Below are 18,770 nucleotides of genomic sequence, written 5' to 3'. Positions count from 1 at the left end.
AGGTGAAAGCCGCGGATGAAAAAACTGTTTTTGGTTCTCGTTGTCTTGTTGAATCCTTTGTTTCTTGTCGGCTGCTGGGATCGTATTGAAATCAATGATATAGCTGTAGTGACCGGACTCGGGATTGACCAAAAAAATGAAAAGACGATTGAGCTAACCGCTGAAATGTATATTCCCAAAGCATTAGGAGGAGGCGGTGGCGGTAGCGGTGGCGGTGGAGGTCCCCAAACCTATGTAAGAATCGGTGAAGGAAATACAATTGCCGATGCCATCTCGAACTTGCAGGAAAAAATCCCCCGCGAGGTTTTCTGGGGGCAGACGAAAGTCATTGTTATTGGGGAGAAGCTGGCGAAAGAAGGCATCCGCGTGACTCTTGATTTCCTGACGCGCCATACCGAGCCTCGATTGCGGGCCCATGTGTTTGTCGCAAAGGGAAAAGCCAAGGATGTACTGGCCTTGCATCCTCCTTTGGAACGGAGCCCATCAGAAGTCCTGCGGGAATTAGCGAAAATGAAAATTTTGATGGACGTCACCTTAATGAATTTATTGCAGATGTTAAGCGGAGACGCGCAGGCGGCAGCCATTCCTATGGTCCATATTCTTCCTCCTCAGAAAGGAATGGAACCGTTGCAGACCATTGCCTATATCAATCAGACCGCGATTTTTAGGAAAGATAAAATGGTCGGCCAGATCAGCGATAAGCTGACTAGGGGCGTGTTGTGGTTTAGGAACGAGATTAAGCTGTCTAATATCACCATTAAACCAAAAGAGGGAAAGGGCTATGTGTCCAGTACGTTGCTTCGTGCAAATAGTCAGCTCATCCCGAAGATCGAGGGCGGAAAATGGAGGATTACCCTAAAAGCCGTGACGGAAGATGATGTGATCGTGAACGGAAGCAATTTAAACCTGATGAATCCGAAATTCATTCAAATGCTCGAAAAGGATTTGGAAAAGGAAATTGAACATCGCCTAACCCAAACACTGGAAAAGGTACAGAAAGAGATGAAGGTTGATATTTTGGGCTTTTCTGAAGAATTTCAGCGGAAATACCCGAAAGAATGGAAAAAGGTCAAAAAGAATTGGGACGAGATCTTTCCTTCCGTGGAAGTGACCTATGATATCAAGGCCTTCATCCGCAGGCCCGGCATGTCTACCACCCCGCAAGGGTTACCGGAAGATGAGGTGAAGCAAAAGTGAAATGGGCGGCTGTATTAGGGATTACGGTCATGGTCGCTTTTATAATTCTCTATGAATGGCCAAAAATAAATCCAAAGCAGAAAAAGGAAAAGGCAGCTGTGATAGGATTAACGGTAATGGGGTGGCTGCTAGGAGTACTTCTTGTGTTCTTCCCTGAATTGCCCGGCCCGACCAAGCTGTTCGATACCATTGTAGAACCTCTTGGGAAGTGGCTTGAAAAATGAAATCATGAAAGTAGGGAGGGGAATCTCGATGATAGAGAAAGGTAGAATTTCTGCCTTGCAGATGTCGCTTTTGATTTATGCAAACATTGTAAGCTCAGCCATTTTGACCGTCCCGGGGATTACTTATAAATATGCCGGCCGGGACATGTGGCTTTCGCCGATTTGGGGTTCCCTCTCCGGTTTTTTTGTCGTATTTATTGTTTATCAATTGAACAAGCTTTATCCCATGGAGACACTAATTCAATACATTCAGCATATTCTTGGCCAGATTCCAGGAAAAATAGTCGGTTTTTTCTATTTGTTTTTTTATCTCTATGCGGGTGGGACTGCCCTTAGGCAGTATGGAGACTTCCTCGTTGGGGCGTTTTTCAATCGAACCCCCATTCTGATCGTGATCGCAAGTTTGGCCCTCGCTAGCACCTTCGCCGTGCGTGCTGGCCTGGAAGTGCTGGCAAGGCTTTCGGACATGTTTGTCCCGCTAATGATCCTTCTCTGGATAATGATTGTCCTTCTGCTTATTCCCGAATTGGACGTGAAAAATATGTTTCCGATTATGGAGAATGGGATCAAGCCTTCAATTATGGGAGCGGTTTCCCCAGCTGCTTGGTATACCATATTCTTTCATATATCCACCTTGTTTCCATTTCTAATCGACCGGAAACAGGGTATGAAATGGAGCATGTTCACCGTACTTGCCGTATTGGTGACCCTGCTCATTACCAATTTGGCAACTCTTTTGCTATTCGGAGGGATAACGGGCAGTTTTGTATTTCCATTTATGAGCGCTGCCCGGTACATTAGCTACGCAGACTTTTTTGAAAATCTGGAGTCCGTTATCATGGCGATTTGGATTGGCGGAACGTTCATCAAAATGGGGTTATACAACTACGTACTTGTACTGAATACCGCCCAATGGCTGAATCTCTCCGATTATAAGCCGCTCGTCTTACCCTTTTGGATGTTATTAACCTTAGTTGGGATCTGGACAGCCCCCAACCTTCCGGAACTAGCCCATTCCCTTTCAGTGACCGGTCCAATTATAAGTCATACGTATTTTATTGTCATACCGGTTATCTTGCTGTTAATCGCTGTACTTCGTAACAGAATGCGGCAGAAGGCTGGGAAACCTTAGGCTTTCTAAGCTAGTAACCACCTCCTTGAAAAGGGAACACTGTGCCTTTCGAGATCCACATTTCTAGTTTTAGAATCCCGAAATCGGATGCGGGACATAAGGCTCCTTCTAGGCTCACGATTTCGGTTGCATCAAGCTTCACCGACAACGCAGCAACAGCATCCTCCAGATGATGAGGCTTGGTCGCGCCGACGATCGGCGCTGTGACCGGTTCCTTTTGCAGGACCCACGCAAGCGCGACTTGCGCTCTTAAAATACCCCGGTTGGCGGCAACTTCGGCCACTTGGAGGACGCTCCGATATACCTTGTTTTGCCTGCCTTCACAAAGTCATGCAGTGCTTCCATCGTCTCTTCGATCGGCGTACCGTAATCCTAATGATGGAATTGGTACAAATCGACGTAATCCGTTCCAAGCCATCTCAAGCTGTTATCGATTTCATTCATGACGACCTCCCGATCAGGAACCCCGTAACTCATACATTCAAGGCATATCCGTGAAACCTCGAGACCTGTTTGGCCCAGCTTTGCATACTCCATTCGTCGATCCGCCCATCTGCTTTATTATTGGATAAGCGACTTTATCGTTTGTGGCATCGGCTTACGTAGGGGTCGTTGAATGGTTGTTCACGAATAAAAAGCCGATTTCTCATCAAGCGTTAGTAGGAATTAGGGGCATTGTTGGAGAGGAATTGCAACTAGCTCATGAAAATTTCCGTTGCCTTTCCCTATTCCCATTCATCGTCGTTTGAGTTAATGAAGAGATGAGATGTGCAATATCGCGCGGGCTTTCCTCCCCACTAGATTCCAGCCATCGATTAATGATTCCCATAGAACCGTGAACCATATAAGTAAAAGAATAGTCGTTTACAGACAGGTTCTTCTTGTTGTGATCGTCTCCCATTCTTTGCAGATAATCTTTATGAACCTCAAGCAAGACTTCTGATAAGAAGTTGTTTTCTCCACTCTCCGAAATCATAATTCGATAGATCGTTTTCTTCTCTTGGATGATGTTCAATAGCTTGATTATCGATCCATCTACCGTGCATGGACTTTGATCCTTTTGCAACGTCTCCAATATTTCTCGATTAAATTCCTTCTGCATCACTTCAAATAAATCATATGGATCCCTGTAGTGGAGATAGAAGGTCCCGCGGTTAATATCAGCTTGTTTGCATATTTCAGTGACCGTTATTTGTGTCAACTTTCTCGTTTCCAATAGAGCAAGGAAACTCCTCTTGATGAAGTCTGTCGTATATTGGGTTCTTCTATTGTTCTTTACTCCGACCATAAAGTTCCTCTCCTCCTGCATCCAATTCAACAAAAGCTAGTCGATTTGTTGATTTCATAACATTCCCTTGTGTATTGATTATTGTGATTCTGTTTATTTTGAGATTATACTATCACTATGACATTTAATCAACAGATGTTCATCCTATGCTGCCGCTGTTTTTTTTATCGCGCATCATATATCAAGGAGAGTGAATAGAAATGACAACTATCATGAACAAACCTAATATCTTAATTGTAGGTGCGGGTGCAGTGGGACTCGCTGTCGGATACCATCTCAATTTGTCCGGTGCTGACATTACCTTCCTCGTGCGAGAAGGTCGAAAAACCACATTCAATTCTCCTCAACAGCTTTATTGTTATGACGACGCTAAACTGAAAAATTTTGCCGATTTCAGCGTCATCGAGAAGGTCGCTGAAATGGCGGATAAACAATTCCAGTTTGTCATCATTACACTTGACGGAAATTCCAGCCGTACGGCGGAAGGTACTGCAATGTTACGTAAGCTTAGCGACGCGGTACGCACTTCCAAAGCTACTGTCATTATGTGCGGTTTCGGGCTTGGTCTTCGCGAGCATTACCTTCAGGTCATGCAAATTTCGGAAGATCGCTTGTTAAGAGGGATTCTCGGCATGCTTTGTCACCAGACTAACGCTGACTTGCCTATACTTGCACCAACGGATCCAGCTCAGGTGGCTAAGGCCAGCGTCTGTTACAAGCATCCTGCGAACAAGGTCGGTTTCCAAATCGAAACCAACAACAAAGCCGCAGCAAAGCAATTCATCGAGATTTACAATCGCTGTGAAGTCTCGCTCTGTGGTCAGATAAGCCCGGCACTGGTTAACATTTTTTCCTGTGCATCCTTTCCTATATACTCGGCGTGTGACATTGCGGGCTGGCCAGACTTCTCGACGGTCGTGGCGAACAAGGAACTCTGGCGGCTTGCCTGCCGTGCCCAAAGCGAAATCATGACCCTCCCGCGACATGGTTTAATGGGTAAATTGATGGCCTTGTTCTTAGGGATGCGCATGACGGCAAAAATACACCTTAAACTGGAACGGGAAATGCTGCCTCTAGGTTATCAGGCATTCAACCGCTTCCATCATGGCGGAAAGGTTCGTGCACAGGACTTGGATGCTATGCGCCACTGCCTTGCTGATGGCCAACGTCACGGTCGACCGATGAAGGCGTTGCAGGAATTAATGAAACGTCTACCAGAACATAAAGCGACAAGCCATGCCACGGCAGGATAACCTAAAATCCCTTTCTTTCTCAACTTTCTTTTCTGCCCGCCCCCATATCTGATGTACAATCTGGGTTAGCAATTCAATAAGACTATCCGTGATTTCCTTGCTTCTCATCCAAAAGAAAGCTGATTACAAGGTATAACGAACCGGGGCAGGATAGCGGCGCAGTTTGCCCAGGTTCAGTTATCGTACGCTGCTTATACTTCTTGATCACTTTTTGTGGAATGTCCACAAAAAGATTATCGGGTAGTTGGAGACTGCGAATCTTCCGCAATTTTTGAAATTCCCGAAAGATGGTTTTCACACTCGCACGTCCGGAGTCTGATCTTATGTCGTGAAATGAGATTTGATCTTACCTATTGCTACCGAGGGAGTTATATAATAGAAAAAAGCAGACCCAAAACTGTTCCCGTTTTGGGCTGCTTTTTGTTGATCCTTCCACCTAGAATATATTGAATACATGTAAACATTGTGCAGGCCTTTATATTTCAATGGTTTTCACATGCTCGTTTAGATAAACGCGGTTCGTTGTCTCTTTGTTCAATGTTGGATATCTGGAGTGGGCGCCGCCATCACAATCCGGAACCCCCATGGCTCGATCTCAAGCGTTTGCCCTTGGAAGACAAGGCTGTCCGACAACAATTCCCGGCCGGCAGTGTGCGGGTAACGAGCGGTGACGGGATAGCCGGAATAATTGAAATAGTAGCGGATCGTGCGGCCGGCAGCGTTGATCCCCGTCTTTACGATGATAGGAAAGGCGAGCTCCTGATTATCCCCCCACAAGCCGGCCATTTGAACGGCGCCTTTCAATATCCGGTTCACAATAGCCGCGCTCGTCATGCATCCGATATATGTAGCTGTTCCTCTTCCGTAATGGTTGCGGGTAACGGCGGCATACTTCCCCCAATAAGGATGGTCGTAGTAAGCAAGCACCTCCGCCGTTATCGGCGTGATCAGCTCCATCCAGGTTTCTACCGTGTTAGCTTCTTCCCCTACACCGAAAGGATCATCCTTCAACCGAACGTTCTCCGGCTCGATGAACATGCTGTAATAGATGCCACAAGCTTCATTAATGATGCCCGGCTGATGAGTTGTGCGGACTTTTACGATTTCGTCCGCAAATCCACTTTTGAAGGTATAAACGACATGGCCGCCGTTTCTCACGAAACCGTTCAAACGTTCCAGTTCTTCGTCTGGCGCGGCGTAAAGTACCGGAACGACGATGAGCTGGTAATCGTCCAGCCGATCAAAGGACGGCTGAATGAAATCACATTCCACATTAAGCTTGTAAAGCTCGTCATACATCCATCTGACCACATCGTTGTAGAGTTTGTCCCCCGGCAGTTTGAACCATTCCAAAGCCGTCAAAGATTCGTTGCTGACAATGACGGCGACCCGGTTGCTTTTGCGCAGATGAATCAAGTCCGGGCTTAGCCGATCAAAATCTCTCCCTATCGTCTTCGCTTCTTCATAAACCGGATTCGGTTCGAAATCGTGGCTAAGCACGCCTTTCCAGTACGTTTCGAACGAGTTGTGAATGGAATGCCAATGCCAGTAAGCGACCATGTCCGCACCCGATGCGAGGTGGCTGAACGCCTGTAGCCTCAGTTGTCCGGGATAAGGCGTCCATTGCGGAAACGCTTGCGCTTCCGTCTCGACGACCAGATAGTTTCGTCTTTTCAAGGAGCGACCTATGTCTCCTCCGAACGAGATTTCGATTCCCGTCAGCTCATCTTGCGATGGATGATAAATGTCCACCCCTGCGATATCGAACGGCTTCGATGCTTCAAAATGATTAACTGCGGGCTGGACGCCATAGGAATACCCACGCCATTCAAAGTCGAAGTTTTGGGTAACGAACTGTCCCGGACGCTTGTATTCGTTGACGATGGACACTTGCCATGCGAGAAAATTCGTGACGAGCTTTCGTTGAAACTTGGCAAATTCCGCACCCAGGCTTCCGTTGATCGTGCCGATGACGGAGGGGAAGTCCTCCCATGCGTTGATCCGGTTGCTCCAGTAATCAAGTCCGAAGCGCTTGTTGATGTTATCCAGCGTTCCATACATTTCCCGCATGTACTTCACGAACAAAAGCTGTACGTTGGGACCAGCCGTGTCGTAATGCTTAGTCTCGTTATCCGTTTGGTAGCCGATTACGGCCGGATGGTCATGGACAAATCCGATCAACTCTCGAATAATCCGCTCCGCGTAGAACAGATAAGTTGGATTCGTAATATCCATGTTCTGCCGCGGCCCGTACTGCGCTTTACCTTTTGTGGTGATCGTCAGAATCTCAGGATGCTCCTTCGCCATCCAGGTCGGAATAGCATAAGTGGGCGTAGCGACGATGACTCTAATGCCTGCGAGATACATACCCGTCAGTACCTTGTCGACGGATGAGAAATCGAACACGCCGTTTTGAGGCTCGTAAGTGCCCCATGTGGAATCGGCGATCCTTACGACATTGATGCCGGCCTCCTTCATCATCCGGATATCCTGATCCAATCTGTCGTAAGGCATATATTCGTCATAATAAGCGACACCGTAAAGCAGCTTATCCATTTCGTTAACTCCTTTTTACGCGTTCGATATTTGCTTTTACGGACCTCCTGATAATGGCTCATATAATTAATATGTGAAAGTCGAATTTTTATGGGTATTCCTCTAATCTTCACTTTCCTTAGATTCAGTAAAAAGATTGCAAGAAAAAGTAAAGCGCTTACATATTCATAATCTCTCGATTACAATAATATGTTCACGTACCATATTCTATCTTTAACTCTGGGAGGAGAATTAAAATAAAGTACAAAGTAAGAAAGAGTCTGCTTTTGGGTGTGGACCCGGCGCAAGAGGGCAGATAGCAGTTGGTCATGCCATGCTTAGAACCATAACGCCATATGGCTCCAGTTTCACCTGGCCGACAATGAGTTTCCCACTAATTAAATCCTTGAAGTTCTCCGTCAGTTCAAGGGTGACTTCTTCACTGGAAAAGTTCAGCGCAAAGATGAACCGTTCACCCGTCGATTGAATCGTTCGCACTACCAGCTCTACCTCGCTCGGAGCATGGATCAAGCCTTCCCCCGCGCCTGCCCCAATGCCCTGATTGGCTCCGGTTATAAACCAAACTTGTTCATTTGTGTTCGTCATTCGTCTACCTCCATTTATTAGGAGATCAATGTGGCGGTGTCATCGCTGCAGCTTGATTTATTACTACTCTGCGAATAAAGAACGAGCTAACCAGACCTATCACCGCAACGATCGTTGTAAACCAGAAAACATGCTGAGAGCCCAATGTCATCGCGTTTGCCAATTCAATCGGTTGAGTTTGTCCCTCGGAACTTTGCAAATAATGTTCCATGCCTCTTGAAAGAATAGTAATTGCAACAGCCGTACCGATGGCGCCAGTTACTTGCTGCACAGTATTCATAACTGCCGTACCGTGAGGATACAGCTGAGGCGGCAATTGATTGAGGCCGTTTGTTTGAGCAGGAATCCAAACCATTCCAATGCCGATGAAAAGTACAATGTGAAGCGTCATGATAAAAGCCACGGAAGACGCAATCGATACATTAGTGAAGAACCATAGGGAGACAACAGCTATCAAAAGACCGGGTATAACAAGCCACTTTGGCCCGTACTTATCGAATAAACGCCCCATGCGTGTGGCCAGGATCCCGTTTAGTAAGCTGCCAGGAAGCAACATTAGCCCGGTGGTTAACGCAGAAAGCCCTTTGACGTTCTGCAGAAACATCGGCAGTATGATCATGACCGACATAACAATCAGCATACACGACAGGATCATAAGCAGGCTAACGACGTACATGGGATATTTGAAGACACTCATATTCAAGATCGGATCGTGCATCCTGATCTGCCGTAGGATAAACAGCACGAGCGCGACTAGTCCAATGACGATTGAAGCGACAACTACCGGACTGGCCCAACCTTCCGTACTTTCCCCAGCTTTACTGAACCCGTATACCACGCTTCCGAAGCCCATCGTCGACAATATAACCGAAAGCACATCAATACGGGACTTCGTGACCTCTGTTATGTTCTCAAGATTTTTAAGCCCAACAAGAAGACCAACAACGAGAAAAGGAAGCGCTACCCAGAAAATATAATTCCAAGATAAATACTGAATCAAAACTCCTGCTACTGTAGGCCCGGTAGACGGCGCACACATGATGACAAGCCCGACAAACCCCATTGCCGCCCCCCTTTTTTCCGGAGGGTAAATGACGAGTACCGTATTAAACATGAGCGGAAGCAACAGCCCCATGCCGAGCGCCTGTAATATTCGAGCGACAAGTAACATCTCGAAATTGAATGAGAGCGCCGCAACAAAAGTACCCACGATTAAGGTTATAAGTGAACCTATAAATAGCTGTCTCGTCGTAAACCTTTGCAGCAGCAGACCGCTCACCGGCATTAATATGCCAAGAACCAGCAAGTACACAGTCGTTAACCATTGTGCTGTCGCAGCGGAAATCTGAAACACATCCATTAAGTTACTAATTGCGATATTGAGCGCCGTTTCACTGAACATGCCGACGAAACTGCACATGAGCAGCGAAGCCATGATGGCCCTTGTATGTTTTGGTTTGGTTTTCTCCATCTCTTTCTCCCTTGTATTTATCTATTTAAAAACCAGCTGTTGTTACGGATCTTGGCTAAAGTAACTAATTTATTCAGCTTTGCTTATTCCCAAACTGCTGCGGATTTCCAATCCAGGTGTTTGCGCTAGTTTCACGATCAAGTCCGCAACACTTATGCGCGATACTTCTCTCCCTTTGAAAGGCTCGCCTTTCTGCGTGATCTCATAGTCAATCTCTTTCTTATTGGTAAACCAGCCTGGTCTTAGGATGGTGTAATCCAGGTCAGAGGCTTCAAGGATTTCTGCAGATTTACGGTAGGGATCCAAGATCGGGCTGTACGTCTGTCCGGGAACTTCCCCATAGATCCCCATGGAGCTAATGAAAATGAGCCGCTTGACGCCTGTTTCATCCATGACAGTCACAATATTGCCGGCCATTCGTTCCAGTTCGCCATCTAGGTTGGCATACACGATATCTTGCTCGACCATGGCTTTTCTCAACATTTCCTTATCCATGACATCGCCTTCAATGACGCGGATGCGGTTTGCATCCATCTTCCCCAATCGGCTTGCCTTTCGTAAATAAAGGGTCAGCTGCGAATCTGTATCGGAAAGAAATCGTTCAATGGCATGATGGGCAATGCTTCCGTTAGCGCCTAAGATCAACACGTTACTCATAGTCAACCTCCTCCATTTCAGTGTCATTGTTCGCTTACATTGTAATTGTAACAAGTCATCAATGTAAGGTAACTAGCATTTACCGCCATACTTCTTACACGACACGCCAACTTATTCTATTACCGATTCATTCAATGAATGGGTGGCATTGCTTGTATGCCTAATTGATCAGCACGCCAATTGGTGGGCGTATCGCCTTCCCACTGCCGGAAAGCACGAAAGAATGAGTTCTGGTCTTCATATCCAAGCAGGAATGCTACTTCTTTCAGATCGAGCAGAGGATCTGACAGGTATTCCAGCGCCTTCTCCCTCCGCGCGTCGGTCAACAACTGTTTGAAACTTGTCCCTTCTTCGGTCAGTCGGCGCTGCAAGGTACGATCGCTCATCCCAAGCTCGCCCGCAATAACCTGAATGTCCGGGCGCCCTGCAGCCAGGCTGCGTTTCATGATCCATTTCACCATTTCGGTAATGGATTTGCTGCGCCGTTTCTCTTCCAGCGACCGGTCCAGCGCAGGGGTCAGGATCTCTAGCAATTCTCCGTTGTACGAAATAAAGGGGCGATCGAGATCACGTCGGTGAAGCGTTAATCGATTTCGTCCTGAATCAACCCGGACAGGGCAGCCGAAGAAGGCTTCGAGTGCCTGAACGTTTCGAATTGGATAAGAAAATTCAACCAAACGCGCCGATAATGGCTGACCTGTACCAAGCCGACCTATCGTGAGCAAAGTAGCCATCGTGACGCTGATTAGCATAGACGGCTCCGGATGGTCGGAATATAGCCAAGCCAGTTCGATTGTACATAACTCGCCCTCTTCAGCGATGTGAACACGCTCGGGAGCGCACAACTGTTTGTACCGAGCCATGCGGTTTAGCGCGTCCCGGTAGTCACGGGCATAATACGGTGCCAAAACACTTGGTGGCAGCTGTGCTGTTTCGAAACCCGTCGAGAGTCTGACGGTAGCAACTGCAGGGTCGTCAACAATATCTGAAAATGCCTGCCAGAGCGAAAAATATTGGGCGGTCGTTACGACGGCCGGCTCGTTCACGATTGTAAGCGGCAGTTCCGCTTTGCGAACCACATCGTGGGCTGCAATATTCAATTGACGCAATCCCAGCCAGAATCCTTTTGGAATTTTGATGCGATCAAATGAGATCGTCGTCATCCTTCAATAGCCTCCTTCCTGTCTATATAAGAAATGTCGTATTGCCAGATGAACACTTATTATCGTACCCGTTCTTAGATGGTATGTAACTAGCGGATAGCGACAATATATATGCAGAACGTGCCACCGATTAAAGCTAATTCCTTTTGGGACTGAAAAATAATGAAGCTGCCGAACGTTACGGCAGCTTCATTCCATAATTACTGATTTAGTTCTTTTCGATCTTGCCACACAAACATCGATGTACGTTTTGTAATCAACCACTTGCCATTTTCATAGATGTATTTATCGTTATATTGAACAGCGCTCGAGTTTTTAATTTTTTTACCGTCTTCAGAAGAAATAAGATCGACCAAACAATAAAGAGTGCCCACTGCGTTATTCCCATTTATCGACACCTTATGTTGACCATTCATATGATAAACCGTTTCGAAAAGGTTTAAGAAATTTTGAAAAGCCTCGCCAATTTCCTTCGTACCCTTCAAACTTGATGTCAACTGCCCGTTTATATAAGAATCGACGGTTGCATTCTCCGTAAAAAGCAATGATTGTTTTTGCACGTCTTTCTGGTCTGCCAATAGTGAAAATGTATCAACCAATTCTCTCAGGGCCCTCACGTTTTCTAATTCGCTAATTCTCTCGTGAATTTTATTTATCGACTCTTGCTCATTTGTGTTTGTCATTTGAATTCCTCCTTAGTTTCCGTTCATAAACAACATGATTAGATCAATTCCTTGTTCACTGGACATTTATTATTTTACTTTGTGAAGGCAGTCTTGAAACTAGCGGGAAACGCCAAACTTCTAACTCCACACGCCAACACACAAAATTACTTCGTTACAGCTCATTCTCCGATTCGAGTATGGAGTTAATATTTCCAAAGAAATAGCCTTGTATGATTACTGCGCCGGTTGAAATTGAATAGTTATAGTTCAACAATCACGTGCCAAGATTGATCTGGCATTTCACCACGTTATATTCTTTCCTGCCGAACGAAATGAAGCTATCGCCCCTTGCGATAGCTCTCTAATGTTTAAGCATTAAATTTCCAGCCACTAAGCGATTTCACGATTTCAGGATCGTTATGCGACAGGAATAGACTCTGTTTCGTATCCAACGTGGCAATCGTGTCCATATCCTCTTGTCTTAACTCAAAGTCGAAGATATTGAAATTTTCGATGATACGTTCTTTATGAATAGACTTAGGAATTGCCACTACTCCTCTTTGTGTTAACCAGCGTAATACCACCTGCGCAACTGATTTGTTGTACTTCCCTGCAATGGAAACTAGTACGTCATTTTGGAACAGATTGTTTCGACCTTCTGCAAATGGGCCCCAGGACTCAATCTGAACCTTGTTCTCCTCCATAAATTTGGCGCTTTCCACTTGCTGGAAGAATGGATGCGTTTCAATCTGGTTGACTGCCGGCGTTACATCATGATGGATAATCAGATCAATCAGGCGATCCATCTGGAAGTTGCTTACCCCGATGGCTCTAATCTTTCCTTCAAGATACAATTCCTCCATTGCTCGCCAAGAACCGTATATGTCCCCAAACGGCTGATGAATCAAATACAAATCCAAATAATCCAATTGCAGTTTAGCTAATGATTTTTCAAATGCCTTCTTTGTGCGCTCATGTTTTCGAACTATTTTCACGGGTTCCTTTGCATATGAATTCTACAGAAAGAGTCCAAATTCCTTGTTGTTATGCGGTTTTCACCTAGTTTTTGGCATTCAGCAAGCCCTAATTAGTATCCATGAAATCAGTTTAGGGAATAATTTCCTATAAGTGAACTTATAGGAGGATAAAAATGGCTAGTATTGAAAAGCGAAGTAAAAACTCTTATCGGTTAATTGTTGAAACAGGCTACGACAATGAAGGAAAACGAATAAAAAGATCAAAAACGATTAAAGCATCAGGCATAAGGGAAGCAGAAAAAGAACTCGCTAAATTCCAAGTTGAAGTCGAAGCTGGTGAATATATTGCTCCCGAGAAAATGACTTTCAATATATTTGTTGAAGAATGGAGAAGCAAATACGGAATCAAACATCTAGAAGCTAAGACCCTCGAAAATTACAACCACTTATTGAAAAACCATATCTCCCCTGTCTTCGGTAACAAACGACTAGATGAGTTAAAACCCATTCATATTGTGAGCTTTATGAAAAATCTTGAATTAAATGGAGCAAGAAAGGATGGAAAATCAGGAGGATTATCATCAACAACAATTCGATTCGTCTATAGAATAATGAAAGACATTCTTGATCGTGCTGTAGACTGGCGAATATTAAAAAGTAATCCGGTAGCCGCAACTAAACGTCCAAAGGTAGCTCGATTAACTGTTGATGTTTACGATGAAGTGGAAGTAAGTGAATTATTGAATGGATTAAGTACTGAGGCAGAACACTGGAGAATCATGATAACAATGGCTATAACTACTGGCCTACGCCGTGGAGAATTGCTGGCATTAGAGTGGAAACATATTAATATTGATGAAGGCTTCATTGAGGTCGTACAGTCACTAAGTTATGTCAATGGTCAAAATATCATAAAGGCACCTAAAACAAAAAACTCAATTCGAAAAGTCTCTATTCCCGAAGCGTTGCTACCTGATCTAATCCAATACAGAATCAACTCTATTCTGTCCAAAGAAAATGCACGTGAAAATTGGGCAGAAAAAGAACATTTCTTCGTTTTCTCTACCTGGGACGGTAAACCCTATTTCCACACCGTGCCGGGTACATGGCTTCGAAGATTCCTAAAACGTAAAAATCTAAAACCAATACGTTTTCATGATCTAAGACATACATCAGCAACCTTACTTATCAATCAAGGTGTCCATGCAAAAACAATATCAAGCCGGTTAGGACATGCAGACATTCGAACAACCATGAATACCTACGGACATGCACTTCAATCTGCTGATCATGCGGCAGCGAATACATTCAATTCGATCTTGTCCCCGAAACCAATTCCAATTAATGAATCAAACGGTGCGTAAAAACGTGTCGTTTTTTTGTTCTTACATAGCTTCACATCTACTGCTGATGAGGACTCTTTATTTAAAACAACTTCATTAGCAGTACATATTTATCCCCGCCAGTCGCAAACACAGAAGCTCAAGTTTTCATTTTTTATTTTTTCGTCCCCAATCCGTCCCCAAAGGTCAAAAAATTAAGACTTTAATTTCTACTTGGGACATTATAAAAACAAAAAAACCCTTAATTATCAAGGGTTTTGGAAGTTTGTATTTGGTGGAGCCTAGGGGGATCGAACCCCTGACCTCATCGCTGCCAGCGATGCGCTCTCCCAGCTGAGCTAAGGCCCCAAGTGACGACAAAATTGATATTAGCACAGGGTCGTCAGAAATGTCAATCTTTATCTATAATGCTGTTAAGCGGATGCTTGGACAGCAGGTTGTTAAGCTCCTTCATGAACATATCGATATCTTTGAATTGTCGATAGACGGATGCGAAGCGGACGTAGGCTACCTCGTCCACAGGATAGAGCTCATTCATGACGATCGCGCCGATATCGCTGCTATCCACCTCGGCATGGGCTGTTGTGCGAAGCTCCTTCTCAACCTCGGAGACGATCACTTCGAGACGCTCTACAGGAACGGGGCGCTTCTCGCATGCGCGGATTAGTCCGCGCAAAATTTTATCGCGGCTGAATTCTTCGCGGCTTCCGTCTTTTTTGATAACGATAAGAGGCGTTTCTTCGATCATTTCGAACGTCGTAAAGCGGCGGCTGCATTTTTCGCATTCACGGCGGCGGCGAATGGATTTGTTTTCGTTGGCCGGCCTGGAGTCTAATACTTTCGTTCCGGCATAGTCGCAATATGGGCATTTCATGTTGTAAAAATGTCCTCCTTTCTTATTCAAATACATATGGTTCGATCTTTTTTTCACTCAAACTTTTTTCCAGCGGTTTCCTGTAATGAATTTCAGATTTTCGCGCATAATACAATTACCAACCGTAAGGAGGTGAATATACATGGCACAATCCCGCAGCAGTAACCAACTGGTTGTACCGCAAGCGACAGCAGCACTTGATCAAATGAAATTTGAAGTTGCTCAAGAGCTAGGAATCGCGATTCCGCAAGACGGATACTACGGCAACATGGCTACGAAAGACGCAGGCTCCATCGGGGGATTCATTACCCGTCGCCTCGTACAAATTGCCGAGCAATCCCTTGCTGGCCAATTTAAATAATGATTCATTAAATGTTGTATGAATAACAGATGCTTTGGCCGGGCCCGTCTAAGAAGTGACGGGCCTCCAAGGCTTCGATGTATTTTCGCTCGGCATTACCCGTCTCAAAAGCCCGGATACAAATCCTTGTACTTATTATAATAATAAATGACCCGCTGTACATAGTGCCGCGTTTCACCGAATGGAATTTGTTTAACGGATTCCATTTTCCCGTCCCATACCCCGGAATCAAGCCATTTGCGGACATTTCCCGGTCCCGCGTTGTAAGCGGCGACAGCTGCAATCTTATTATGCCCAAATTGTTGATTCAGCGAATTCAAATACCACGAACCCACCTCGATACTAACATCGGCACGATGCCTAAGCATATCCTCTGTCACTTCATTGAAGCCAGCTTTCTGAACAACCCACGCTGCCGTCTCCGGCATAATCTGCATGAGACCTAGAGCTCCTTTTTTTGATTCCTGACCTGTCCGATAATTCGTCTCGCTGCGTATGATCGCAGCTACCAAATGAGGCTCTATTCCGTAATTTGATGCACTCGCACGAATATCGGCCTTATAATAGACCGGGTACATCCACGTGGCCAGCCAATCGGACTTCAGAAATAAAATAGTCATAAGCCCAAGCAACAGAACAAGCAGAACCCTCTTTTTTAGCAATACTCTCATGGCAAGCACTGACTTTTCCAAAAATGGTCGATTTGCCGCTTCGTCTCATCCAGTGATCCGCTATTGTCAATGACCCAATCGGCAAGGCTCCGCTTTTGTTCAATGTCCATTTGCAGAGATATTCGCCGCTTAGCTTCTTCTTCCGTCAGTGAATTGCGCTCCATCAGACGGACGCACTGTACACCTGCGGGCACATACACAACCATAACGCCATCGTACAACTTTTGCTGCTTCGTTTCATAGAGAAGCGGCACATCCGCAACGACTAACCGTTCTGGAAACTGCTCTTCGAAAGTATGTATACGCTGCTGCATTTGCTGCCGAATAGCAGGGTGAGTAATGGCTTCGAGCTGCTCTAGCGCAGCTTTGTCCCGAAACACGATTTCACCAAGCGCCTTACGGTTGAGCGATCCGTCTAGATTTATTACAGCTTGTCCGAACGTAGAGGCTATTGCCTCTAGTGCCGGCTCTCCGGGAAAGACGACTTCCCTTGCGACTTGATCGGCATCGACCAGCAGCGCACCGCGTTCGACTAGTATATGGGCGACTGTGCTTTTTCCGCTGGCAATACCGCCGGTTAATCCGATTTTCATCCATTTCACCTCGAAATTATAACAGCTTCATGATTCCCATCATGATTAATAATATGCCTGGCAGCAAAGATAATGTTTGCATTCCTTTCCATGCCGAGAAACGAAACCCGAAATGAATGCCACCCATCAGAAATAGAGCGCTCGCCGCAGCTATCGTTAACGAAGTCATCAAGGCAGGCAACCCGATCATGGCCGCGCCAAGCCCCGCTCCGAAAGCATCTAACGACAATGCTACGCCGAGCATGACCGCCTCTGACGCTGAAATCGTTCCCGATTTGTCAACGTCAGCCGCCTGCGGCGTTCGTAATATTTGGATGACCAGGCCAAGACGCTTGAGCTCCACCATCACGATTAGAGCCGTACTGGAAAGCTCTCCAATGTGCGGTTTGACTTCAGAAGTCGATTCATCAGCTCTTTCATCACGGACGGCATCAGTTCGCTCATTCGTTTCATCGTTCGTTTTGCCGTGCTTTAACTGAACGATTGCCCAGCCTCCAATAACAATCAGCACACTTGCTCCAATAAGCCGTGCTGCGAACTCCGACAGAAAACCGGTCAGCCAATCGCCAAGCTGCATGGATAACCAAATAATAAAGCCCGAGCAGCAAGCAATTATGAAAACCGACAGGAACGGAATGCGGATTCGCCGCAATCCATACGTAACGCCTACACCAAAACCGTCCAAACTAACGGCAAAAGCCAGCACTAACAGTGACGCAACATGCGCGAACAATCGTAAGCCCCTCCCCGCACGGCGGCTGCCCTCCTCGTACAGCATACGTAAGGATTATAGACATCCGCCTATCGTTCGTAACACAACCATCATATGCGGGGAGTAGTTGACTGTGCATAACCATATCGAATTGCTAAGCTTCGTTCGCTTATTTGGAGCCAGCCGGAGGCTGGCATTTGCTGCAAATATGCGTACCTCTTCCACCAACCGTAAATTTCTCGATCGGCTTGGCGCAGGCAGGGCAAGGCTCGTCCTTCCTGCCGTATACGAGCAGCTGATGCTGGAACATGCCCATCTCGCCTTGACCGTTTACATAAGACTTTATTGACGATCCGCCGGCATCAACGGCATGTGCCAGCGTCGAGCGGATCGCTTCGTATAATCTCTTCCACTCTGCAGGCTTCAGCGTATCAGGCGTACGTTCCGGATGAATTCGCGCTTGAAATAACGCTTCGTCCACATATATATTGCCCAATCCGACGATATGTTCCTGGTTCAGCAGCAGCGGCTTAATCCGGGTTGTGCGCTTTTCCAGCTTTCCGCGCAGCGCTTCCAATGTAAACTCGGATTCCAAAGGCTCGATTCCCAGCTTATTAAGCGGAGGAAGCTCAAGCTCCTCTCCCCGCTTGAACAGATGCATCGTGCCGAATTGCCGCACGTCTTTGTACCGCAAGTCCGTCCCATCGTCAAAATGAAAGATGACATGCGTATGCAGCTCGATCGGCTCGTCCGATGGAAACACCCCGTAGCGTCCTTCCATCCGCAAATGCGATACAAGAACAAGGCCGTCTAACATAATTCGCAAAAACTTGCCTCGACGCTCCACTGTTTCAATTGTATGGCCGGCAAGCGCTGCCGCGAACTGTTCAGGTTCTGCAGGGCGCTGTATTATACGCGGGAGTCTAACGGTTACAGATTGGATTCGTTTGCCCGCTACTAATTCATTCAATGTTCGTCTTACGGTTTCTACCTCTGGCAATTCAGGCATTTCTCCTCACCTCAACAACCATTATACCTGAAACGGTGC

18 protein-coding genes, 1 tRNA gene and 2 pseudogenes are annotated in these 18,770 nt (G+C 46.0%); 6 read left to right on the top strand and 15 right to left on the bottom strand.

What is annotated here, in order from left to right; genetic code table 11:
• The first annotated feature begins 15 nt into the window (after positions 1–15).
• Genes DFP97_RS20475 through DFP97_RS20465 form a run of 3 tightly spaced genes read left to right on the top strand, consistent with a single transcriptional unit; the run spans position 16 to position 2,553 of the window.
• Complete coding sequence (locus DFP97_RS20475) at positions 16–1,197, top strand: Ger(x)C family spore germination protein (RefSeq protein WP_114382047.1); 1,182 nt, start codon at positions 16–18, stop codon at positions 1,195–1,197.
• Positions 1,194–1,421, top strand: a complete 228-nt coding sequence (locus tag DFP97_RS20470) for a hypothetical protein (RefSeq protein ID WP_114382046.1) — start codon at positions 1,194–1,196, stop codon at positions 1,419–1,421. Before DFP97_RS20475 ends, DFP97_RS20470 begins: the two co-directional genes overlap by 4 nt.
• A gap of 28 nt (positions 1,422–1,449) precedes the next feature.
• Positions 1,450–2,553 carry a GerAB/ArcD/ProY family transporter gene (locus tag DFP97_RS20465; protein WP_114382045.1) on the top strand — a complete coding sequence of 368 codons (1,104 nt, stop codon included), beginning with the start codon at positions 1,450–1,452 and terminating at the stop codon, positions 2,551–2,553.
• Positions 2,554–2,622: 69 nt separating this feature from the next.
• Here the strand turns inward: DFP97_RS20465 and DFP97_RS20460 are convergent.
• Positions 2,623–3,090 (bottom strand): annotated as a pseudogene (locus DFP97_RS20460) (aldo/keto reductase).
• Between the two features lie 163 nt (positions 3,091–3,253).
• On the bottom strand, positions 3,254–3,841 hold the full coding sequence (locus DFP97_RS20455) for a TetR/AcrR family transcriptional regulator (protein WP_181873604.1): 588 nt from the start codon (positions 3,839–3,841) through the stop codon (positions 3,254–3,256).
• Between the two features lie 200 nt (positions 3,842–4,041).
• Between DFP97_RS20455 and DFP97_RS20450 the strand changes: the two genes are divergently transcribed.
• Entirely contained in the window at positions 4,042–5,094 is a 1,053-nt protein-coding gene (locus DFP97_RS20450) for a ketopantoate reductase family protein (RefSeq protein WP_220271180.1), read from the top strand.
• A gap of 534 nt (positions 5,095–5,628) precedes the next feature.
• Here DFP97_RS20450 and DFP97_RS20445 read toward each other — a convergent pair.
• From DFP97_RS20445 to DFP97_RS20415, 7 genes and pseudogenes are all read right to left on the bottom strand, one after another.
• Positions 5,629–7,650: a beta-galactosidase gene (locus tag DFP97_RS20445; protein ID WP_114382043.1), complete on the bottom strand. Its 2,022-nt coding sequence runs from the start codon at positions 7,648–7,650 to the stop codon at positions 5,629–5,631.
• Between the two features lie 306 nt (positions 7,651–7,956).
• On the bottom strand, positions 7,957–8,235 hold the full coding sequence (locus DFP97_RS20440) for a Beta-galactosidase C-terminal domain (RefSeq protein WP_114382042.1): 279 nt from the start codon (positions 8,233–8,235) through the stop codon (positions 7,957–7,959).
• A 25-nt stretch (positions 8,236–8,260) separates the two neighbouring features.
• Entirely contained in the window at positions 8,261–9,706 is a 1,446-nt protein-coding gene (locus tag DFP97_RS20435) for a DHA2 family efflux MFS transporter permease subunit (RefSeq protein ID WP_114382041.1), read from the bottom strand.
• A 69-nt stretch (positions 9,707–9,775) separates the two neighbouring features.
• Positions 9,776–10,363 (bottom strand): NAD(P)H-binding protein, encoded by a 588-nt coding sequence (locus DFP97_RS20430; RefSeq protein WP_114382040.1) that lies wholly within the window; start codon positions 10,361–10,363, stop codon positions 9,776–9,778.
• A 131-nt stretch (positions 10,364–10,494) separates the two neighbouring features.
• Positions 10,495–11,526: a helix-turn-helix transcriptional regulator gene (locus DFP97_RS20425; protein ID WP_114382039.1), complete on the bottom strand. Its 1,032-nt coding sequence runs from the start codon at positions 11,524–11,526 to the stop codon at positions 10,495–10,497.
• Positions 11,527–11,726: 200 nt separating this feature from the next.
• Positions 11,727–12,209: a nuclear transport factor 2 family protein gene (locus tag DFP97_RS20420; protein WP_114382038.1), complete on the bottom strand. Its 483-nt coding sequence runs from the start codon at positions 12,207–12,209 to the stop codon at positions 11,727–11,729.
• 350 nt (positions 12,210–12,559) lie between these two features.
• Positions 12,560–13,168 (bottom strand): annotated as a pseudogene (locus tag DFP97_RS20415) (aldo/keto reductase); the annotation flags it as partial.
• 173 nt (positions 13,169–13,341) lie between these two features.
• Here DFP97_RS20415 and DFP97_RS20410 point away from each other — a divergent pair.
• Positions 13,342–14,532, top strand: a complete 1,191-nt coding sequence (locus DFP97_RS20410) for a site-specific integrase (protein ID WP_114382037.1) — start codon at positions 13,342–13,344, stop codon at positions 14,530–14,532.
• A gap of 251 nt (positions 14,533–14,783) precedes the next feature.
• Here DFP97_RS20410 and DFP97_RS20405 read toward each other — a convergent pair.
• A tRNA-Ala gene (locus DFP97_RS20405) sits at positions 14,784–14,859 on the bottom strand.
• 43 nt (positions 14,860–14,902) lie between these two features.
• Complete coding sequence (gene nrdR, locus DFP97_RS20400; RefSeq protein ID WP_114382036.1) at positions 14,903–15,385, bottom strand: transcriptional regulator NrdR; 483 nt, start codon at positions 15,383–15,385, stop codon at positions 14,903–14,905.
• Positions 15,386–15,527: 142 nt separating this feature from the next.
• Between nrdR and DFP97_RS20395 the strand changes: the two genes are divergently transcribed.
• Positions 15,528–15,746 carry an alpha/beta-type small acid-soluble spore protein gene (locus tag DFP97_RS20395; RefSeq protein WP_147275073.1) on the top strand — a complete coding sequence of 73 codons (219 nt, stop codon included), beginning with the start codon at positions 15,528–15,530 and terminating at the stop codon, positions 15,744–15,746.
• Between the two features lie 104 nt (positions 15,747–15,850).
• On the opposite strand, the gene DFP97_RS20390 is transcribed toward DFP97_RS20395, so the two are convergent.
• The 4 genes from DFP97_RS20390 to mutM form a co-directional block, all read right to left on the bottom strand.
• Entirely contained in the window at positions 15,851–16,417 is a 567-nt protein-coding gene (locus tag DFP97_RS20390; RefSeq protein ID WP_114382034.1) for a lytic transglycosylase domain-containing protein, read from the bottom strand.
• Entirely contained in the window at positions 16,414–17,010 is a 597-nt protein-coding gene (coaE, locus tag DFP97_RS20385) for a dephospho-CoA kinase (protein WP_114382033.1), read from the bottom strand. Before coaE ends, DFP97_RS20390 begins: the two co-directional genes overlap by 4 nt.
• A 16-nt stretch (positions 17,011–17,026) precedes the next feature.
• The gene (gene ytaF, locus DFP97_RS20380; protein ID WP_245976465.1) at positions 17,027–17,743 is read right to left on the bottom strand and encodes a sporulation membrane protein YtaF; all 717 of its coding nucleotides are present in this window, start codon (positions 17,741–17,743) and stop codon (positions 17,027–17,029) included.
• A gap of 148 nt (positions 17,744–17,891) precedes the next feature.
• On the bottom strand, positions 17,892–18,731 hold the full coding sequence (mutM, locus tag DFP97_RS20375) for a DNA-formamidopyrimidine glycosylase (RefSeq protein WP_114382031.1): 840 nt from the start codon (positions 18,729–18,731) through the stop codon (positions 17,892–17,894).
• Between the last annotated feature and the right edge of the window lie 39 nt (positions 18,732–18,770).

The organism is Paenibacillus prosopidis (assembly GCF_003337375.1).
Classification (GTDB): domain Bacteria; phylum Bacillota; class Bacilli; order Paenibacillales; family Paenibacillaceae; genus Pristimantibacillus; species Pristimantibacillus prosopidis.
This window is presented reverse-complemented; position numbering and strand designations above follow the sequence as displayed.